Below are 21,337 nucleotides of genomic sequence, written 5' to 3'. Positions count from 1 at the left end.
ATGAACATGCGCACACTAATGATCTGGCTGGGCACTCTATTGCTTGCCAGCCTGGCCCACGCCGCGCCGGTGACGCTGGATGGCACTGAGCAATGGTCCATGACAAGTGCCGAGGGCCGCGAATACCGGATCATGATCAGCCTCCCGGAGGGCGATGTGCCCTGGACCGGCGGCTACCCGGTGATCTACCTGCTTGACGGTAACGCCTACTTCCCGGCGTTTCATGCCGCCAAGCGCGCTCAAGACCGGCTGCGCGGCGCGATACTGGTCGCCATCGGCTACCCCAGCGACACCCCACTGGACTTCGAACGCCGCGCCTTCGACCTGTCGCCACCGCAACCTGCCGAGCGCAACAAACCACCCCAAGGTGGCCAGGACCTGTTCCTGGACTTCATCGAAAAACGCCTGATGCCAAAGGTCAATGCCCGTTTCAAGGTCGATCAGGACCAGCGCAGCCTGATCGGGCATTCGTTCGGTGGCATGTTCGGCGTGTATGCGCTGTTTACCCGACCGCAACTGTTCCAGCACGTGATCGCCATCAGCCCGAGCCTGTGGTGGCGTGACCGCTACCTGATGGCCCATGAGCGTACATTCACGCGGCGTGCCCATGCCGGGCAGCTGGACCTGACCCACAGCAGCCTCACGTTGTTGATCGGTGACCGCGAGATGCCCCAGGAGATTCAGGATGCCCGGGCCCTGCAATTGCGCCTGGAGGCACTGTCGCAGTACGGACTGCGCAGTGATTTCCAGCTCGAGGCTGGGGAAGATCACATGTCGGTGCCGTTCAGGGTGCCGACACGGGTCCTGGATGAGTTGATCAGTACCCGCAGGTTCTAGCTGCAGGTGTCGGCCTTTTCGCAGATCGACCTGCGAGAAGGCCAATATGGGTAAGCCCCACCACGCACCATAACGGTGCATGCACCCTTTTTCGCCACAAAATGGCCCCCCAAAATTTGCCTGCGCCCTCTCTTGGAACACCCCCTCTCAAAGCGAAGACACACGCCAACGTTTGCGTCTAACTCGCGTCATAACGAAAGTGACCAGTGGGTCACCCTTTTTACTTCCGGTCTCCTACACTCAGCTTTCGGCCCGCGATTTGCTCAGGGAAGAGGCGACATGAAAAAAGTCGAACTTTTGCAAAAGGCGACGGGTCAGGAACTTAAGTAGGCCAAAGCAATGGGGCACCCCTCGCTGCAGCCCGCTCACTCCTTCCAGACCAAACGCTTTCGGCGGGAATGCCGATCGCGCCGTGCCTGCGCGCACGACCTTGGGGCAAGGACCGCACTACGAACACACGAAACAGAGATAACCAGCACGAAATAAAGCAAACGGGTGCCAGCACTCGGCCACACCATAGGGACGGAGAGAAGTATGATCAGTGCCGCTGTCGAACCTCACGTAGATTCATTCAAACCGGAAAACCGCGAACCGCTCACACCAGATTTCGCCACGACAGTCAAGGCACCCGGCGCGCAGCGCCAGCACAACCCCAACAAACGCAAGATCCTGTTCGTCACCTCCGAAATTGCCGACCTGATCAAGACCGGCGGCCTGGGCGACGTTTCGGCTGCACTGCCGCGAGCATTGGCGCACCTGCACGATGTTCGTGTGCTGATCCCCGGCTACAGCCAGGTGATGGAAAGCGACAACCCCATTCATATCGTCGGCGAACTCGGCGGCCACGCTGCCCTGCCGCCGTGCAAGATCGGCCGTATGGACATGGCTGACGGCCTGGTCATCTACGTGCTGATCTGCCCCGAACTGTATCAGCGCGACGGCACACCCTATGGTGCCAACAACGGCCGCGACTGGCCCGACAACCACATCCGCTTCGCCCGGCTTGGCCTTGCCGCAGCCGAGATCGCGGCCGGTGAAGGCAAGATCCACTGGAAGCCCGAAGTGGTGCACGCCCATGACTGGCCCGCAGGCCTGGCCCCGGCCTACATGCACTGGCGCGGGCTGAGCACCCCGACCCTGTTCACCATTCACAACCTGGCCTACCAGGGCGTGTACAGCCGCGCCTGCAGCCCGGAGCTGGCGATCCCTGACCATGCCATGCAGCAGGAAGGCATGGAGTTCTACGGCAAGCTGTCCTTCCTCAAAGCCGGCCTGGCCTACTCCAGCCATATCACCACCGTCAGTGCCACCTACGCCCGCGAAATCACCACACCAGAATTCGGCTGCGGCCTGGATGGCTTCCTCGCCAGCAAGGCCCAGCAAGGCCTGCTCGGCGGCATCCCCAACGGCATCGACGAAAGCTGGGATTCGGCCACCGACCAGCATCTGCAGCACAACTTCAGCATCAACGACTGGGATGGCAAGGCGCGCAATGCTGAAGAAGTCCGCCGCCTGTTCGAGCTCGACTCCAGCGAAGGGCCATTGTTCGCCGTGGTCTCACGCCTGGTATTCCAGAAAGGCCTGGACCTGACCTTGGCCGTGGCCGACTACATCGTCGAGCAGGGCGGACAAATCGCGATCATCGGCCGTGGCGAGCCTGAAGAAGAGCAGGCCATGCGCGAACTGGCCCTGCGTCACCCTGGCCGTATCGGCGTGCGTATCGGTTTCAACGAAACCGATGCACGGCGCATGTTCGCCGGCAGCGATTTTCTGCTGATGCCCTCGCGTTACGAGCCCTGTGGGCTGAGCCAGATGTACGCACAGCGTTTTGGCTCGTTGCCCGTGGCGCGCAACACCGGCGGGCTGGCCGACACCATCGAGAACGGCGTCACCGGTTTTCTGTTCAACGAATCGTCCGCTGATAGCTACCGCGAGGCGCTGAGCCGTGCCTTCTATATCTACGGCAAGAAGGACTTGCTCAATGCCATGCGCTGCCTGTCGATGACCCAGCCGTTCAACTGGTGCCAGGCGGTCGAGCCCTACGCCCGTCTCTACGAGGACCTGGTCAAACAGGCACAGTTGAACCACTACTGAGCGGGGATTCGAAGATGCACAGGCATGGCGCACACCTACTGGACGCCACGTCGGCGCGCTTCGCCCTGTGGGCGCCGGATGCGCGCAACGTGAGCTTGGAACTGGAGCAGCAGCCCCCTGTCGAGTTGCTGCCCGACGAAGATGGCTGGTACACGGGGATTGCCCCGTGCAAGGCAGGCGATCGTTATAAGTACCGCATAGACGGCAAGCTTCTGGTGGCCGACCCGGCCTCGCGCTATCAGCCGGACGGCGTGCAGGGGCCGAGCCAGGTGGTTGATACCCAGGCTTACGCCTGGCAACACTCCTGGCTAGGCCGCCCTTGGCACGAAGCGGTGATTCAGGAACTGCACGTCGGCGTGCTCGAGGGCTACCCTGGTGTCGCCCGGCATCTGCCGCGCCTGGCAGAGCTTGGCATCAGCGCCATCGAGCTGATGCCGCTGGGGCAGTTCCCTGGCGAGCGTAACTGGGGCTACGACGGCGTGCTGCCATACGCGCCGCAGCACAGCTATGGCAGCCCTGAGCAATTGTGCGCGCTGGTCGACAACGCCCACGGCGAGGGCCTGATGGTAGTGGTGGATGTGGTCTACAACCACTTCGGGCCGGACGGCAACTACCTGCACCAGTACGCCAGCCCGTTTTTCCGAGAGGACCGGCAGACGCCCTGGGGCGCAGCCATCGACTTCCGACGGCCAGAGGTGCGCGAGTTCTTCATCCAGAACGCCCTGATGTGGCTGTGCGACTACCGCTGCGACGGCCTGCGCCTGGATGCAGTGCATGCCATCGACCAGCCCGACTTCCTGGTCGAGCTGGCGCAACGGGTACGCGCTGCGGTGGAACCTGGCCGGCAGGTGTGGCTGATGCTGGAGAATGAACACAACCAGGCGTTCTTGCTGGAACAGGGCTTTGATGCCCAGTGGAACGACGATGGTCACAATGCCCTGCACGTGCTGCTCACGGGTGAAACCGAAGGGTACTACGCCGACTATCAGCAACAGCCAATCAACCAGCTGGCCCGCTGCCTGTCCGAAGGGTTCGTGTTCCAGGGCCAGGCCAACCGCCATGGCCAGCCGCGCGGCGAACCAAGTGGCCACCTTGAGCCCAGTTCGTTCGTACTGTTTCTACAAAACCACGACCAGATCGGCAACCGCGCCCTGGGCGAACGCCTGACCCGCCTGTGCCCGGTCCCTGCCCTGCGCGCCGCTACCGGCCTGTTGCTGCTGTCGCCGATGATCCCGCTGTTGTTCATGGGGGACGAGGATGGCAGTTGCCGGCCGTTTCTGTTCTTCACCGACTTCCATGACGAGCTGGCCGATGCCGTGCGCGAAGGTCGGCGTGGCGAATTCGCCCACTTCACCGCCTTTGCCGACCCCGAGCAGCGCGAGCGCATCCCCGACCCCAATGCCGAGCAGACATTCCAGGCCTCACGGCCACAGCGTCAGGAAGTCATCGCCGGCTGGCACGGCCTTTATCAGCAACTGCTCGAACTGCGCCGGCGCCATGTCATACCGCACCTGCCAGGCAGCCGTGCGCTGGGCGCCGACGTGCTGGGCGACAAGGCGCTGACCGCACGCTGGCGCCTGGGCAATGGCAACACCCTGCGCATCGACCTGAACCTGGCCGCCACGCCACAGCCGGTCGAACTGCCCGCTGCCGAACACCGCCTGTTCGACAGTAGCGACACCACGCACCCCGACACCGCACTGTCTGCGTACAGCTGCGTGGTCAGCCTGCTTGCACCTGGCCAGGAGCGCCCATGAGTGAAACCGCATTACACCGCCTGGCTGCCCGTGTAGGGCTGGCCCGCGACTGGATCGACGCCAACAACAGGCCGCAACAGGTCAGCGACGAGGTGCTGCGCAAGGTCCTTGAAGCGCTCGGCCACCCGGCCAGTGACGACCGTGCCATCCAAGACAGCCTGCGCGCCGTGGACGCCGCCGAAGACAGCGAACACTTACCGCCGCTGTTGACCGCCGACCTTGGCCAGCCTTTGGCACTGGCGCGCTACTTCAGCGCAGGCAGCGCCGCCCGCTGCACCCTGGAAGACGACAGCCAGCTCGATCTGACCCTCGACAACCAGGCACAACTGCCTGGCGCATTGCCCTTGGGCTATCACCGCATCGCTATCGATGGCCGTACTTTCACAGTGGCCGTGGCGCCGCTGCGTTGCCACAGCCTGGAGGACGCTGTCGAACAGCCGCCACCGCGCTGCTGGGGCATTGCGGCGCAGCTTTACAGCCTGCGCCGCCCAGGTGATGGCGGCTACGGCGACTGCCTGGCCCTGGAGCAACTGGCGCGCAGCGCGGCAGAACGTGGTGCCGACGCCCTCGCCATCAGCCCGATCCACGCCCTGTCAGCGTTCGACCAGCAACACTACAGCCCCTACTCACCCTCCAGCCGCCTGCTGCTCAACCCCCTGTATGCCAGCCCCGCTGCCGTGCTCGGTGAACGTGCCGTGCGCATGGCCGTCGAGGCCTGTGGCCTGGAGCAAACCCTGGAAGACCTCGAGCAACGCCCGCTGGTCGACTGGCCACGCGCCGCCGACGCCCGCCTGCGCCTGCTCGACGCGCTGTACCAGAGTTTCATCCAGGCGGATCACCCCCTGCGCAAAGACTTCGAGAGCTTCCGCGAGGCCGGTGGCCAGGCGCTGGAGCACCACTGCCGCTTTGAAGTGCTGCAGGCACACGCCGTGGACGACGGCCTGGGTGCCGACTGGCGCAACTGGCCGAGCGCCTGGCACGACCCCTATCACCCAGAAGTGGAGGCCTTCGCCAGCGCGTATCCCGCCAAGGTCGAGTTCCATGCGTTCTGCCAGTGGCTGACCGAGCGCAGCCTGCAGCGCGCGCAGGAAGCCGCCCGTGGCAACGGCATGGCGGTCGGCCTGATCGCCGACCTGGCGGTGGGCGCCGACGGTGCCGGCAGCCAGGCCTGGAGCCGCCAGGACGAGTTGCTGGCCAACCTGAAGGTTGGCGCCCCGCCGGACATCCTCAACCGCAGCGGACAGGACTGGGGCATCTGCGCATTCTCGCCCGAAGGCCTCAAACGCAATGGCTACCGCGCCTTCATCGAAATGCTGCGGGCCAACCTGGCCCATGCCGGCGGCCTGCGCATTGACCATGTGATGGGCCTGCGCCGCCTGTGGCTGATCCCGCGTGGCTGCAAGCCCGACGAAGGGGCCTACCTGCAGTATCCGCTGGAGGACCTGCTGCGCCTGCTGGCCCTGGAGTCAGTGCGGCACCAGGCAATCATCCTCGGTGAAGACCTGGGCACCGTGCCTGAAGGCCTGCGCGAAGAACTGGCGGCCAAGGCCGTGCTGGGCATGCGCGTACTGCCTTTCGAGCAGGCTCAGCCCGGCCACTTCACGCCGATTCTCGACTGGCCGGACAAAGCCTTGGCCACCACCGGCACCCACGACCTGGCACCTCTGGCCGGCTGGCTGCAAAACCGCGACATCGACTGGAGCCAGCGCCTGCAACTGATCGATGACGCCACCGAGCTGCACTGGCGTCAGGCGCGACAGAAAGAGCGTGACGGCCTGCGCCGCACCCTGGAAGCCAATTACGGCCCACTAAAGGACAACGACCACTTGATCGATGCTGCCATCCGTTACGTTGGTCACACCCGCGCACCGCTGGTGCTGATCCCGCTCGAAGACCTGCTCGGCAGTGAAGAGCAACCCAACCTCCCCGGCACGACCGAAGGCCACCCCAACTGGCGCCGGCGATTCGAGCACCCGGTGCGCGAACTGCTCGACGATGAAGATGCCGCGCGCCGCCTGGAGCTGTTGGCCCAGGCCCGCGAACAAGCCTGGGAGCGTGACCGATGAAGCCGTTGTCCGCCACACTGCGTCTGCAGTTCCACAGCGATTTCACCCTCGACCATGCACTGCCGCTAGTGCCCTATTTTGCCCAGTTGGGCATCAGCCACCTGTATGCCTCGCCGATCCTCAAGGCCCGCGCCGGCTCGCGCCACGGTTACGATGTGGTCGACCCGACCCAGGTCAACCCGGAGCTCGGTGGCGAGGCCGCCCTGGAGCGGCTCGTGGCCGCCTTGCGCCAGCACGGCATGGGCCTGATCCTGGACACCGTCTCCAACCACATGGCTGTCGGCGGCGCCGATAACCCCTGGTGGCAAAGCTTGCTGGCGTGGGGGCGGCGCAGCCCCTACGCCGAGTTCTTCGATATCCAGTGGCACTCCAGCGACCCCCTGCTGGCCGGCCAGCTGTTGCTGCCGTTTTTGGGCTGCGACTATGGCGCAGCGCTGAAAAATGGCGAAATTCCGCTGGAGTTTGACCAGCAGCACGGCGTGCTGCAGGTGGCCCATTACGAGCACCGCTTCCCGATCTGCCCGGTTGACTATGGCTGGATTCTGTCCCTGAGCCCCGAACCTGTCCTGCAGCGCCTGGCCGAGCACTTCACCGCACTGAACGATGCAGCCGACCCGCTGACAGCGGCTTTGCCGGTGCAGGCCGAGCTGGCCCGCCTGGTGCGCGAGGGCGCCGACCTGCAGTCTGCACTGCTTGCCTTCGATAGCCGCACCGAGAGCGGCTTCAAACGCCTGCACCTGCTGCTGGAACGCCAAACCTACCGCCTGGCCAGCTGGCGCACTGCCGCCGACGACATCAACTGGCGGCGTTTCTTCGACATCAACGAGCTGGGCGGTCTGCGCGTAGAGCGCTCGGTGGTATTCGAGGCGACCCATGCCAAGCTGTTCGAGCTGATTGAACGCGGGTTGGTCGATGGCCTGCGTATCGATCATATCGACGGCCTGGCCGACCCACGCGGTTATTGCCGCAAGCTGCGCCGGCGGGTCGACGGTCTGCTTGCCAGGCGCCCCCTCAATGCGGCGCTTGAGCATTTCCCGATTTACGTCGAGAAGATTCTCGGCACCGATGAACACCTGCATCGCGACTGGCTCACCGACGGTACCACCGGCTACGAGTTCATGAATCAGGTCTCGCTGCTGCAGCACGACCCCGCTGGCGAAGCGCCGTTGACCGAGCTGTGGGCCACTGTCAGCGAACGTCCGGACTTCCCGGAGGAAGTCCGCCAGGCCCGGCATCTGGTGCTCAATGCCAGCTTGGCCGGCGACTGCGAGTCGGTGGCCCAGGCGCTGCTGCAAGTCGCGCGCGACGACTTGATGACCCGCGACCTGACCCTTGGGGCGATCCGCCGCGCGTTGCAGGCGCTGGTCGCCCACTACCCGGTGTACCGCACGTATTTCAATGCTTGCGGCCGCCCGGCCGAAGACGAGAAATTCTTCCAGCAGGCCTTGGCCCATGCCCGCCACGACCTCAGCGAAGCAGATTGGCCGCTGCTCGAGCAGCTTGAACAATGGCTCGGCGGCCAGGCATGGCGCACGCTGCCCCCCGGCCGGCCGCGCAAGCACCTGCGCCATGCCTGCGTGCGCTTTCAACAGCTCACCGCGCCCAGCGCCGCCAAGGCCGTGGAAGACACCACCTTCTACCGCTCGGCCCGCCTGCTGTCGCGCAATGACGTAGGCTTCGAGGCCGAGCGCTTCAGTGCCAGCCCCGAACACTTCCACAACGAGGCCCAGCGCCGCCTGCGCGACTTCCCCAACAACCTGCTGGCCACCGCCACCCATGACCACAAACGCGGCGAAGACACCCGCGCGCGGCTGGCGGTGCTCAGTGAGCGCGGCCCCTGGTTCGCCAGCCGCGTGGAGCACTGGCGCGAGCTGGCGGCACCGCTGCGTGACCAGTTGGACGACGGCGTTGCGCCGAGCCCGGGCGACGAGTTAATGCTGTTGCAGACGCTGCTGGGCAGTTGGCCCCTGGACCTTGACCTGCACGACGATAATGCCCTGCAGCACTATGCCGGGCGCATCCGCCAATGGCAGCAGAAGGCGCTGCGCGAAGCCAAGCTGCGCAGCAGCTGGAACGCCCCGAACGAAGCCTACGAGGCCGCCTGCGCCGCCTATGTCGATGGCCTGTTGCTCGACCGCGAGAACCAGCAGTTACGCCAGTCCGTGGCCGACGCGGCGCAGTCGATCGCCACCCCCGGCGCCCTCAATGGCCTGGTCCAGGCCTTGCTGCGCAGCACCGTGCCCGGCGTGCCAGACCTTTATCAGGGCAATGAGTACTGGGATTTCAGCCTGGTCGACCCCGACAACCGCCGCCCCGTGGACTACGCTTGCAGGCGTCGCACGCTGGACGACGCCCTGCCCGTGGCAGAGCTACTGGCGCACTGGCGCGACGGCCGCATCAAGCAGGCGCTGGTGGCGCGGCTGCTGGATTGCCGGCAGGCCCACGCCGAGCTGTTCCGCCGCGGTGCCTACCTGCCGCTGAACGTGCAGGGCCGCCATGCCGACAAGGTCGTGGCCTTTGCCCGGCTGGGTGAGGAACACCGCGCCATCGTCGTCGCCCCGCGCCTGGCCAGCGGCCTGTTGGGCGGCGCTTCTACACCGTTGATCCCGGCACAGAACTGGGACGACACCCGGGTGATTCTGCCGTTTGCCTTGTCGCCTGCCAACTCGATGGGACTTTTCCCAAGCGCGGTGGTCAGCCCTTCAAAGGAGCTGATGTTGAGCGCCGTGCTGTCGGAATTTCCGGTCAATGTGTTGATACAACAATCTTGAGCATCAGGAGCGTCATGATGAGTGTCGATGAAAAGCGTATTCGCGAATTTGCCTACCAGATCTGGGAGTCTGAGGGTAAGCCTGTAGGCGAGGAAGAGCGCCACTGGGACATGGCCCGCAAGCTGGCCGAGGCCGAGGCGCTGGCGCCCAAGGCCGCGCCGCGCAAGAAGGCCGCCGCTAAACCCAAGGTCGCGGCGGCGCCAAAAGCGCCTGCCGAGCCCAAGGCGGCGGCGCTGCCAGGGGTGAAACCGGCCGCTGCGAAAAAGCCCAAGGCGGTGAAGAAGCCGGCTGCTGGCTAAGCCGGTCCCGGCCCTATCGCCGGCAAGCCGGCTCCCACAGAGATCTCAAAGACCCTGGGATTGCGGTGGCAGCCGGCTTGCCGGCGATGGGGCCGGGGCTGAAGGACCATCCGTCCCCTTCCCTACGGCCACCCGAGGACCACCATGAGCCCCCGCATTCCCAAGAAAACCCGCTCCATAGCACCATCCCGCCTGCGCGAGGGCATGCCCTTCCCGCTCGGCGCCACCTGGGATGGGCTGGGGGTCAACTTCGCCCTGTTCTCAGCCAACGCCACCAAGGTCGAGCTGTGCCTGTTCGACTCCACAGGGGAGCAGGAGCTTGAGCGCATCGAGCTGCCGGAGTACACAGACGAGATCTACCACGGCTACCTGCCTGACGCTCACCCTGGCCTGGTATACGGCTACCGTGTCTATGGCCCCTACGAGCCAGAGAACGGCCACCGCTTCAACCCCAACAAACTGCTGATCGACCCCTACGCCAAGCAACTGGTGGGCAGCCTGAAATGGTCCGAGGCGCTGTTCGGCTATACCATCGGCCACCCCGACGGTGACCTGTCGTACGACGAGCGCGACAGCGCGCCCTTCGTGCCCAAATGCAAAGTCATCGACCCGGCCTTCACATGGGGCCGCGACCAGCGTGTACAAATCCCCTGGGAGCGCACCATCATCTATGAAGCGCATGCCCGCGGCATCAGCATGCGCCACCCGGCCGTGCCGGAAAATCTGCGCGGCACGTTCGCCGGCCTTGCCAATGACGAGTTGCTCAAGCACATCAAGGACCTTGGCGTGTCGAGCATCGAGCTGCTACCGATCCACGCCTTCGTCAATGACCAGCACCTGCTGGACAAAGGCCTTAACAATTACTGGGGCTACAACAGCATCGCCTTCTTCGCGCCGCACCCGCGTTACCTGGCCAGTGGCAAGATCGCCGAGTTCAAGGAAATGGTCGCGCACCTGCACGACGCCGGCCTCGAAGTGATCCTCGATGTGGTCTACAACCACACCGCCGAGGGCAACGAGCGCGGCCCCACGCTGTCCATGCGCGGCATCGACAACGCCTCGTACTATCGGCTGATGCCCGATGACAAACGCTATTACATCAACGATTCCGGCACCGGCAACACCCTGGACCTCAGCCACCCGTGCGTGCTGCAACTGGTGACCGATTCGCTGCGCTACTGGGCTGGCGAGATGCACGTGGACGGCTTCCGCTTTGACCTGGCAACCATCCTGGGCCGTTACCACGACGGCTACAGCGAACGCCACGGGTTCCTCGTCGCCTGTCGTCAGGACCCGATGCTCAGCCAGGTCAAGCTGATCGCCGAGCCATGGGACTGCGGCCCAGGTGGTTATCAGGTGGGCAACTTCGCACCGGGCTGGGCGGAATGGAACGACCGCTTCCGCGACACCGTGCGCGCCTTCTGGAAAGGCGACGAAGGCCAGCTGGCCGACTTCGCCTCGCGCATGACCGCCTCGGGCGACATGTTCAACAACCGCGGCCGGCGCCCCTATGCCTCGGTCAACTTCGTCACTGCCCACGACGGTTTCACCCTGCGCGATCTGGTGTCGTACAACGGCAAACACAACGAAGACAACGACGAGAACAACCAGGACGGCACCGACAACAACCTGTCGTGGAACTGTGGCGCGGAAGGCCCCACCGACGACCCGGAAATCAATGCCCTGCGCATGCGCCAGATGCGCAACTTCTTCGCCACCCTGCTGCTGGCCCAAGGCACGCCCATGATCGTCGCTGGCGACGAGTTCAGCCGCACCCAGCACGGCAACAACAATGCCTATTGCCAAGACAGCGAGATCGGCTGGGTCAACTGGGACCTGGACGAAGAGGGCAAAGACCTGCTGGCCTTCGTCAAGCGCCTGACTCGCCTGCGCCTGGCCTACCCGGTGCTGCGCCGCTCACGCTTTCTGGTCGGCGACTACAACGAGGCCATCGGGGTCAAGGACGTGACCTGGCTGGCGCCTGACGGCAGCGAGATGAGTGTGGAGCAGTGGGAAGATCCGCATGGGCGCTGCCTGGGCATGCTGATCGACGGCCGCGCCCAGGTCAGTGGCATCGCCCGGCCGGGTTCGGAGGCGACTGTGCTGCTGATCGTCAATGCGCATCACGATGTGGTGCCGTTCCTGCTGCCGACGGTACCGGACGGTGACTACTGGAGCTGCCTGGTGGACACCGACCGGCCGGAACTGCGCAAGGGCCAGCACTTGCCGTTCGACAGCACGTTCCAGGTCCAGGGGCGCTCGATGCTGCTGATGGTGCTGCAGCGCGAGGAGGACTGAGCCGGTGTTGGCTCACCGGCCCTGGATCGAACGGATCTCAGGGCCTGCTGTGCCTTGCCACCTTGGACGCACGGCCCCGACCCGGCGTAACAGCGGTGCTAGCAATGATTCGGCATAGCCAGGGTGCAGCAAATAGCGAACGCCGCTATGCAAGCAGGGTTTTCGCTGAAAATCATGGCGTTAACGCTGCGCCCCAATACCCCTCGCCTGTTTAACACTTTCTTGACGCAAGCCCTTACCTCTCCTTAGCTAAAGATTATCTAGTCGTAAAAAAATTGCGCCGGGCCTTTAGCTCGCGCCTTCGTGCGTGCTTGAGAAGGCTGGCGTACTGGTTTGGGTCGCCCTGTGTTTTGCCGTACAGCTCGTGACAACAGGCCAGGTCCTTGGGCTGTACAACAAAAACACAGGAGATCCGCCATGAAAAGCACCTCGAACCCGATGCGCTTCGACCGTATTTTCTACGCGGTTTCCACGTCGATGCTTCTGGCAACCCCGGTGGAAACCTTCGCCTTCCCATTGCTGGACGACCCCAGCTCGCCCCTGTTCCTGCAGCAACCGGCAATGGCGCAACTGTCGCTTGACCCGGTCAGCGCCAGCGGCCTGAGCCTGGGTACGCTGACAGCCTTCAGCAACAAGATGGCCGAGCGACATGGCCCGCTGGCTCCCGACCTGATTGCCAGCCAATGGGCGCAGTTTTTCCCGGGCACACCTCGCCCGGGTGCTCAGGCCCCCGAACAGCTGGAAGCACCCAGCCAGCAACTGACGATTGGCCCGGACCTGTTCGTGCGTGAAACCAGCGGCGGCAATGTGCATCGCGCGGGCATTTTCGTGGGGCACAACAATCTGCAAAGCAGCTTGAAGGGCAGCCGTGTGATGCTAGGCGACAAGCAGCGTAATGCAGTGAACCTCAGCGGCGAGAGCCTGGGGGTGTACTGGAGCATGACCCATGAGCAGGGCTGGCACGTGGACGCTGTAGCCATGGGCACGCGCATCGATGTACTGGGCCGGGGCGAGACTGGGCAGCGGGTGAATGACAGCGGCCATGCGATGACGTTTTCCGTGGAGGGGGGTTACCCGATCCGCCTGGGTGGCAGTTGGGTGATCGAGCCACAGGCACAATTGATCAACCAGCAGTTCTTCCCTGGCAACCAGGTGCAGGAAGAGACGCTGCAGGCGTTCGACAGCCAGCCTACGTGGAGCGGCCGGGTCGGTGCCAAGTTGTCCGGGCGCTACGAAGTGCGGGGCATGCCCATCGAACCCTATGTGCGGACCAACGTCTGGTATGACTTCAGCGATGCCGACGAGGTCAAGCTGGACCAGGTCGACAAGATCTCCGGCTCGCGCTATTCGACCACGGTGGAACTGGGATTGGGCCTGGTGGCGCGGGTGACACCTTCCATGGCGTTGTTTGTCAGTGCCGATTACAGCAGTGATGTGGATGACAACGATCTGAACGGGTTGATCGGCAGCCTGGGGGTCAGGATGCGCTGGTGATCAGTGTGGCCTCTTCGCGGGACAAGCCCGCCAAGAGGCCAACTCAGACCCAGGGATCAGGCGGGTTTCATCACCAGTACACCCAGCGGTGGCAGGTTCAGGGCCAGCGACAGCGGTTGCCCGTGGCTGGCGACCTCATCACTCTCCACCGCGCCCAGGTTGCCCACATTCGACCCGGCGTACAGTTCGGCGTCGCTGTTGAGCAGCTCTTGCCAGCGCTCACCGAACGGCACGCCGATCCGATACCCCTCGCGCGGTACCGGGGTGAAGTTGGCCACCACCAGCAATGGCTCACCATTGCTGCTCCAGCGCAGCCAGGCATACACACAGTTTTGCGCGTCATCACCGATGAGCCACTGGAAACCCTGCGGCTGGCAATCTTGCTCATGCAATGCCGGCAGCTCACGGTACAGCCGGTTCAGGTCACCCACCAGGCGTTGCACGCCTTGGTGCTCGGGGTACTGCAGCAGATACCAGTCCAACTGGTGGTCATGGTTCCATTCCCGCCATTGGCCGAACTCACAGCCCATGAACAACAGCTTCTTGCCCGGGTGAGTCCACATAAAGGTCAGGTAAGCCCGCAGGTTGGCGAACTTCTGCCAACGATCACCGGGCATCTTGTCGATCAGCGAATGCTTGCCGTGCACCACTTCATCATGGGAAATGGGCAGGATGAAATGTTCGGAATAGGCATAGATCAGGCCGAAGCTCATCTCGTTGTGGTGATAGCTGCGGTGCACCGGGTCATTCTGGATATAGTGCAGGGTGTCGTGCATCCAGCCCATGTTCCACTTGTAGGCGAAGCCCAAGCCACCTTGCTGGGTGGGCTGACTGACACCCGGCCAGGCGGTGGATTCTTCGGCGATGATCAGCGCGCCCGGCGCTTCATGGGCGGCCACACCGTTGAGGTGGCGGATGAAATCGATGGCCTCCAGGTTCTCGCGCCCTCCATGGCGGTTGGGCACCCACTCGCCAGCCTTGCGCGAATAGTCGCGGTACAGCATCGAGGCCACCGCATCGACCCGTAGGCCATCGATGTGAAAGTGTTTGAGCCAGTGCAGGGCTGAAGCCAGCATGAAACCGCGTACTTCGTTGCGGCCCAGGTTGTAGATCAGCGTGTTCCAGTCCTGATGGAAACCCTCCAGGGGGTTGTCGTACTCATAAAGGGCGGTGCCGTCGAAGCGCGCCAGGCCATGCTCGTCCGTAGGGAAATGCGCCGGCACCCAGTCGAGGATCACACCGATACCGCCCTGGTGGCAGGCGTCGATGAACGCGGCAAAGTCTTCTGGCGTGCCGTAGCGCGAGGTCGGTGCGAACATCGACAAGGGCTGGTAGCCCCAGGAGCCACCGAACGGATGCTCCATGATCGGCAGCAACTCGATGTGGGTGAAGTTGAGCTTCTGCACGTAGGGCACCAGGCGCTCGGCCAGCTCGCGCCAATTGTAGAAGCGCGACACTTCACCCAGGTCATCCAGCTCGCACTGCCAGGAGCCTGGGTGCAGTTCATAGATCGACAGCGGCGCACTGTAGGCATGGCGCTGGGCGCGGTGTTCCATCCACTCCTGGTCTTGCCATGAATGGCTGAGTTCGCCGGCCACTTTCGATGCCGTGCTGGGCGGCAGCTCAGTGGCACGGGCAAGCGGGTCGGCCTTCAGCGGCAGCACGCCCTCCTTGCCCAGCACCTCGAATTTGTAGGTTTCGCCTACGCCCAGGCGCGGCACGAACAGCTCCCACACCCCGGCACTGTGCCGTAGACGCATCGGGTGACGACGGCCGTCCCAATTGTTGAAGTCGCCCACCACCGACACGCGCCGCGCATTGGGCGCCCATACCGAAAAGCACACCCCATCGACGCCGTCGACCTGAATGGGCTGGGCGCCAAAGCGCCCGGACAGGTCGCGGTGGTTACCCTCGGCAAACAGGTGGAGGTCCATGTCGCCCAACTGCGGGCCAAAGCTGTACGGGTCTTCGGTCACCTGCTCGCCACCGGCCCAGCCGATCTGCAGCAGGTACGGCTGTGCATCATCGAGGTGCGCGGTGAACAGCCCGGGCAGGCTGCCCTGCTGCATTTCGGCAAGCACCCGCCCGTCATTACGGGCCAGCACCCGAGCATTCAGAGCAGTTGGCAGGAAGGCCCGGACCCACAGTCCGCCCGCGCCATCGCCATGGGGGCCAAGTACTGCAAAAGGATCGGCGTGCTCGGCGCGGGCAAGGGCATCGAGCTCCCGCTGCCGAAGGCCACCGTTATCACGCGTGGTTGCATTCATCTATGACTCTCCCCAGGTACTGATCAATCCATGCAAGCCATGCAAAGGCACGGCCAGCCAACTTGGCCGGTTTTCGGCTTCATAAGTAATCTCGTAGGCGGCCTTTTCCAGGCAGAACAGTTCCAGTGCGGCGCGCTCGCCCTCGGCCTGTTGCCAGGCGTGAGGCATGGCGGCGGTGGCCAGGCCATAGGCTTCGACGAAGGCGTGGCGCGACTGGTGCAGGTACTGCCGGGCGACCCGCTGACGAGCCTGCCGTGCCGCCTCGGAAGCGTCTACCGCCGAGGCGCTGCGCAGGATCATCGCAGCAGCATAGTCGAAGGATCGCAACACGCCGCTGACATCCTTGTACGGGCTGTGCTTGGCACGCCGCTCTTGCAGTGCACGCGAAGGCTCGCCTTCGAAATCGATGAGGTAGGCATCCCCTTGCACCACCAGCACCTGGCCCAGGTGCAGGTCGCCGTGAACCCGCATCAGCAGGCCACCCTGGGCCTGCCTGGCCAAGTTGGCGATGTGCTGGGCAAGGCCTTCACGTTGCTGTTGCAGGTCGTCGACCAACGCCTGGCTGTCGTTGTCCAGGCTGTCGCGGTGCTGCGCCAGCAAGTCCAGGGCATGGCAGAGCTCGCTGCTGATCTGTTGGGCCCAGCGCTCGCTGTCTTCGCCATCGCTGCTGCGCGGCCGGAAGGCGGGGTCGTCGGTCGGGGCGGCCAGCAACAGATGCATCTCGCCCAGACGCTGGCCAAGCAAGGCAGCAAAACCGTTGAGCTCGGCCAATGCGTCGGTATGCGCTTCACCATCGTTGCTGGATGGCTCCATCTCGTCGCGGATGGCCCGCTCCAGCGTGTTCTGCGTCCAGGCCCAGGCGTCGCCCTGGTTACTCAGATAACCCTGGGCGATCATCAGCAGGTGCGGTGCGTCCGTTTCATCCACCCGGCTGACCCAGGCCAGCAGTGGCGAGATATTGGCGAACCCGGCGGCGGTGAGGTAGGCGCTCATTTCCAGCTCCGGGTGAACCCCCGGGTTGACCCGGCGGATCAGCTTGAGCACTACGCGATCGCCCACTACTACCGAACTGTTGGACTGCTCGGCGCTCAGGTAACGCACAGCGCTGTCTTCATCGAGGCCCAGGCTGGCCAGCGCCTCGGTGCAGTGGAAGCGTAACTCGCCCTGGCCATTGCCACAGGGCAGGCGCAGGCCGTCCTGGCAGGCGCGCAGCACGGCGCGAATGAAGGGTTCGAGCACAAAGGCATCGGTGATCAGGCCCACCTGACGGCCACGGCGTACCCGCGACATGGCCAGTTGTTGCGGCAACGCACTGTTGATCTGGTCTTCAGGCAGCAGCCCGAACGGCAACTGGTAACGGTTGGCCACGCCATCGCCCAGCACTTCGATTTCGCTGAGCAGCACGGGTGTCGTGGCGGTGCCCAAGCGCACGCCGTAACACAGGCGCACCTGGTCGACAGGCCCTTCCTTGCCGGCGAACCAGCGTCGTTTGGGCAGGTATTGCGGCAGGATCGCGTCTTGCAATGTATCGCTCGAAGGCGTTTCGAGCAGCTCTTCCATGCGTTTGCGCAGCACTAGCGTAGTCAATTCCGGCAACCCCTCGGTAGCTTGAACATGCCAGCTGGGCATGCGGTCGTGCGCTGCCAGCAAGAACCAGTAGAAGGCATAAGGCGGCAACGTCAGCAGGAACGGCAGTTGACCGATAGGCGGGAAGGCGCTGCCGCCGAGCATCTCCACTGGCACCTTGTCGGCGTACTGGGACAATTCAAGTTCGGCGGCCTGCGCCGCACGCGACACATTGGCAACACACAGAATGACTTCGCTGTTGCCCTCAGCATCGGTGTACTCGCGGATGTACGCAAGGATGCGGCGGTTACTCGGGGCGAGCGTACGCAAGGTGCCGCGGCCAAAGGCTTTCTGCTGGTTGCGCACCGCCAGCAGGCGGCGGTTCCAGTTGAGCAGCGAATGCGGGTCGTGGGCCTGGGCCTCGACGTTGACAGTCTGGTAGCCGTACAGCGGGTCCATGATCGGCGGCAGTACCAGGCGCTGCGGGTCGGCTTTGGAGAAACCGCCGTTGCGGTCCGGCGACCACTGCATGGGGGTACGCACACCGTCGCGGTCGCCCAGGTAGATGTTGTCACCCATGCCCAGTTCGTCACCGTAGTACAGGGTCGGCGTGCCGGGCATCGACAGCAGCAAGCTGGTGAGCAGCTCGATGCGCCGGCGGTCACGTTGCAGCAACGGCGCCAGGCGGCGGCGAATACCCAGGTTGATACGCGCGCGGCGGTCTTGGGCGTAGTAGTTCCACAGGTAGTCGCGCTCGCGGTCGGTGACCATTTCCAGGGTCAGCTCATCGTGGTTGCGCAGGAAGATGGCCCACTGGCAATTGGCCGGAATTTCCGGCGTCTGGCGCAGGATGTCGGTGATAGGGAAGCGGTCTTCCATGGCCAAGGCCATGTACATGCGCGGCATCAACGGGAAGTGGAAGGCCATGTGACACTCGTCGCCATCGCCCTCGCCAAAGTACGGGCGCGTGTCCTCGGGCCACTGATTGGCCTCGGCAAGCAGCATGCGGTCGGGGTAATTGGCATCGATCTCGGCACGAATCGCCTTGAGCACCTTGTGGGTCTCGGGGAGGTTCTCGTTATTGGTGCCATCGCGCTCGATGAGGTAGGGGATAGCGTCCAGGCGCAGGCCGTCGACGCCCAGATCGAGCCAGAAACGCATCACCCCGATCACGGCCTTGAGCACTTGGGGGTTGTCGAAATTCAGGTCCGGCTGGTGCGAGTAGAAGCGGTGCCAGAAGTACTGGCCCGCCACAGGGTCCCATGTCCAGTTGGACTTCTCGGTGTCGAGGAAGATGATCCGCGTACCGTCGTATTTCTGGTCGTCATCCGACCACACGTAGAAGTCGCGGGCCTTGCTGCCACGCTTGGCATGGCGAGCACGCTGGAACCAGGGGTGCTGGTCGCTGGTGTGGTTGATGACCAGTTCGGTAATCACCCGCAACCCGCGCTTGTGCGCCTCGGCGATGAAACGCCGGGCATCGGCCATGCTGCCGTAGTCGGGATGTACGGCTTTGTATTCGGCGATGTCGTAGCCGTCATCGCGCCGTGGCGAGGGGTAGAACGGCAACAGCCAGAGGGTGTTGACGCCAAGATCGGCGATGTAGTCGAGCTTGCTGATCAGGCCGGCGAAGTCACCTATACCATCGTTGTTGGCATCGAAGAACGACTTGATGTGCAACTGGTAGATCACGGCATCCTTGTACCACAGCGGGTCGTCGAGGAAGGCTGCCGGGCGGGAACGCTTGGCCATGTGCGACTCCTTTCAATTGCGGGTTCAGCGCCGCCCTGGGGCTTATCGGGCCTTTTCTATGCGCCAGATACCAAATGGCTGATGCCATGGTTCGATACGCATCCATTGGGTCTTGCCATGCCAGGTCCAGCGATGGCCGTTCATCAGGTCTTCGCCCAGAGTGTCGGCGTCATCGTCCAGCCCCAGCTCCCACAGCGGCAGTTCGAAGCTGGCCTCCTGGGCGTTGTGCGGGTCGAGGCTGACCGCTATCAGGATGTAGTTGTCGCGCTCAGGCGTGCGCTTGGCGAAATACAGGATGTTGTCGTTCCAACAGTTGAAGAACGCCACCCCCAGGTGCGTCTGCAGGGCGCGGTTCTGCCGGCGGATGCGGTTGAGCTGGGCGATTTCGGCAATGATGTTGCCGGGCTGGGTGAAGTCGCGCGGCCGGATCTCGTACTTCTCCGAGTCCAGGTACTCTTCCTTGCCCGGCAGGGGTGTGCCTTCGCACAGTTCGAAGCCCGAGTACATGCCCCACAGCCCCGACCCCATGGTCGCCAGCGCGGCGCGGATCAGAAAGCCCGCACGGCCGCTGGTGTGCAGGAAGAACGGGTTGATGTCCGGCGTATTGACGAAGAAGTTGGGACGGTAACACAGGCTCCAGGGCGGCTGATTGAGCTGCTCGAAATACTCGCGCAGTTCCTGTTTGGTATTACGCCAGGTGAAATAGGTGTAGCTCTGGGCGTAACCCACCTTGCCCAGGCGCGCCATCATCGCCGGTTTGGTGAACGCCTCGGCGAGGAAGATCACGTCCGGGTACTGGCTGCGCACATTGGCGATCAACCATTGCCAGAACGGCAGGGGTTTGGTGTGCGGGTTGTCGACGCGGAAGGTTCTTACCCCCTCCTCGACCCAGCCCACCACCACATCGCGCAGGGCCAGCCACAGCGACGGCACGGCGTCAGCGGCGTAGAAGTCTACGTTGACGATGTCCTGGTACTTCTTCGGCGGGTTTTCGGCATAGCGGATGGTGCCGTCGGGGCGCCAGCTGAACCAGCCGGGATGTTCCTTGAGCCACGGGTGGTCCTGGGAGCACTGGATGGCGAAGTCCAGGGCTATCTCCAGCCCGTGCTCGCCGGCGGCGGCCACCAGGCGGCGGAAGTCCTCCCGGGTGCCCAGCTGCGGGTGAATGGCATCGTGCCCGCCTTCGGGGCTGCCGATGGCGTAGGGGCTGCCGGGGTCGTTGGGCTCAGCCTGCAAGGCGTTGTTGCGGCCCTTGCGGTGCTGCTTGCCGATCGGATGAATGGGCGGGAAATACAGCACGTCAAAGCCCATGTCGCGAATCATCGGCAAACGCTCGTGCACGTCGTTGAAGGTGCCGTGGCGCTCTGGACTGTCGGTGATCGAACGTGGAAACAGCTCGTACCAGCTGGCGAACTGCGCGGCCGGGCGGTCGACATCTACCGGGAACTCGCGGCTGCAGGTGAGGTAGCTGCGGTGCTCGGCCTCGGTCATCAGGCGCGACGCCTGTGCCCCCAGTAACAGCGCCACCTGGTCAGCCTGCGACAGCGCGGGCAGCTGCGCCTGCAGCGCCTTGATCTGCTCGCGCAACTCGCCCTCGCTGCGCTCTGCACCTTTGCCAAGCAACAAGCGGCCCTCCTCCAGCTCCAGCTTGACCTCGACGCCAGCATGGAACTTCTTCTCGAGGTCGTGGCAATAGGTGGCGAACGGGTCGATCCAGGCCTCGATGCTGAAAAGGTGCGGGCCCAGGTCAGCGGGGGTGAACTCGGCCAGCCACAAGTCGTTGCCCGGCGAATGCATCGGCACGCAATGCCATCGCCGACTATCGGCCTGCCGCCAGTTGAGCATCACGGCCAGGCGATCGTGGCCGTCGCTGTATACCTTGCTACTAACCGCAACCGGCAGGCCGCTGATGGCCTTGACGGCGAAACCGCCACCGTCAAGTGCAGGCTGGGTATCCTCGATCACGATGCGCGGCGCCATCAGCGCCTGGGACAGGCTGATGGCCTGGTCGGGGTGATCGTTCGCCATCGGTACGCTTTCGAAGGGCTCGTTGCGCGACATCGGTCCTGGCTCCCTGTTGGCATTGGCGGTAAGGGTTCAGAGCCATCGTCCACGCAGGGGGTTCAAAAAAATTGA

General features: G+C 64.0%; 11 protein-coding genes. 8 read left to right on the top strand and 3 right to left on the bottom strand.

The genetic code is table 11. The annotated features are described in order from the left end of the window. The first annotated feature begins 6 nt into the window (after positions 1-6). From JET17_RS09320 to JET17_RS09285, 8 genes are all read left to right on the top strand, one after another. On the top strand, positions 7-837 hold the full coding sequence (locus JET17_RS09320) for an alpha/beta hydrolase (RefSeq protein WP_012313726.1): 831 nt from the start codon (positions 7-9) through the stop codon (positions 835-837). A 534-nt stretch (positions 838-1,371) separates the two neighbouring features. Further along, a complete protein-coding gene (gene glgA / locus JET17_RS09315; RefSeq protein ID WP_012313725.1) occupies positions 1,372-2,931 on the top strand; it encodes a glycogen synthase GlgA in 1,560 nt (519 codons plus the stop codon). Between the two features lie 14 nt (positions 2,932-2,945). After that, positions 2,946-4,688: a malto-oligosyltrehalose trehalohydrolase gene (treZ, locus tag JET17_RS09310; RefSeq protein ID WP_012313724.1), complete on the top strand. Its 1,743-nt coding sequence runs from the start codon at positions 2,946-2,948 to the stop codon at positions 4,686-4,688. Beyond that, the gene (gene malQ / locus JET17_RS09305; RefSeq protein ID WP_012313723.1) at positions 4,685-6,754 is read left to right on the top strand and encodes a 4-alpha-glucanotransferase; all 2,070 of its coding nucleotides are present in this window, start codon (positions 4,685-4,687) and stop codon (positions 6,752-6,754) included. Before treZ ends, malQ begins: the two co-directional genes overlap by 4 nt. Continuing rightward, entirely contained in the window at positions 6,751-9,525 is a 2,775-nt protein-coding gene (locus JET17_RS09300) for a malto-oligosyltrehalose synthase (protein ID WP_012313722.1), read from the top strand. The genes malQ and JET17_RS09300 overlap by 4 nt, the downstream gene beginning before the upstream one ends. Positions 9,526-9,539: 14 nt before the next feature. Continuing rightward, positions 9,540-9,824 carry a DUF2934 domain-containing protein gene (locus JET17_RS09295; RefSeq protein ID WP_012313721.1) on the top strand — a complete coding sequence of 95 codons (285 nt, stop codon included), beginning with the start codon at positions 9,540-9,542 and terminating at the stop codon, positions 9,822-9,824. A 144-nt stretch (positions 9,825-9,968) separates the two neighbouring features. After that, positions 9,969-12,122 (top strand): glycogen debranching protein GlgX, encoded by a 2,154-nt coding sequence (gene glgX, locus JET17_RS09290; RefSeq protein WP_012313720.1) that lies wholly within the window; start codon positions 9,969-9,971, stop codon positions 12,120-12,122. A gap of 417 nt (positions 12,123-12,539) precedes the next feature. Next, positions 12,540-13,616 (top strand): autotransporter outer membrane beta-barrel domain-containing protein, encoded by a 1,077-nt coding sequence (locus tag JET17_RS09285; RefSeq protein WP_012313719.1) that lies wholly within the window; start codon positions 12,540-12,542, stop codon positions 13,614-13,616. A gap of 56 nt (positions 13,617-13,672) precedes the next feature. Here JET17_RS09285 and glgB read toward each other — a convergent pair whose 3' ends face one another. The 3 genes from glgB to JET17_RS09270 are packed head-to-tail and all read right to left on the bottom strand — an operon-like array spanning position 13,673 to position 21,262. After that, the gene (gene glgB, locus JET17_RS09280) at positions 13,673-15,883 is read right to left on the bottom strand and encodes a 1,4-alpha-glucan branching protein GlgB (protein WP_012313718.1); all 2,211 of its coding nucleotides are present in this window, start codon (positions 15,881-15,883) and stop codon (positions 13,673-13,675) included. Continuing rightward, positions 15,884-19,201 carry a maltose alpha-D-glucosyltransferase gene (gene treS / locus JET17_RS09275; RefSeq protein ID WP_012313717.1) on the bottom strand — a complete coding sequence of 1,106 codons (3,318 nt, stop codon included), beginning with the start codon at positions 19,199-19,201 and terminating at the stop codon, positions 15,884-15,886. It abuts the gene before it with no gap. A gap of 42 nt (positions 19,202-19,243) precedes the next feature. Beyond that, positions 19,244-21,262 (bottom strand): alpha-1,4-glucan--maltose-1-phosphate maltosyltransferase, encoded by a 2,019-nt coding sequence (locus JET17_RS09270; protein ID WP_012313716.1) that lies wholly within the window; start codon positions 21,260-21,262, stop codon positions 19,244-19,246. Between the last annotated feature and the right edge of the window lie 75 nt (positions 21,263-21,337).

The organism is Pseudomonas putida, from assembly GCF_016406145.1.
GTDB classification, from domain to species: Bacteria; Pseudomonadota; Gammaproteobacteria; order Pseudomonadales; family Pseudomonadaceae; genus Aquipseudomonas; species Aquipseudomonas putida_E.
Note: the sequence above shows the minus strand (reverse complement) of the source record. Positions and strands in the feature narration are given on the sequence as shown.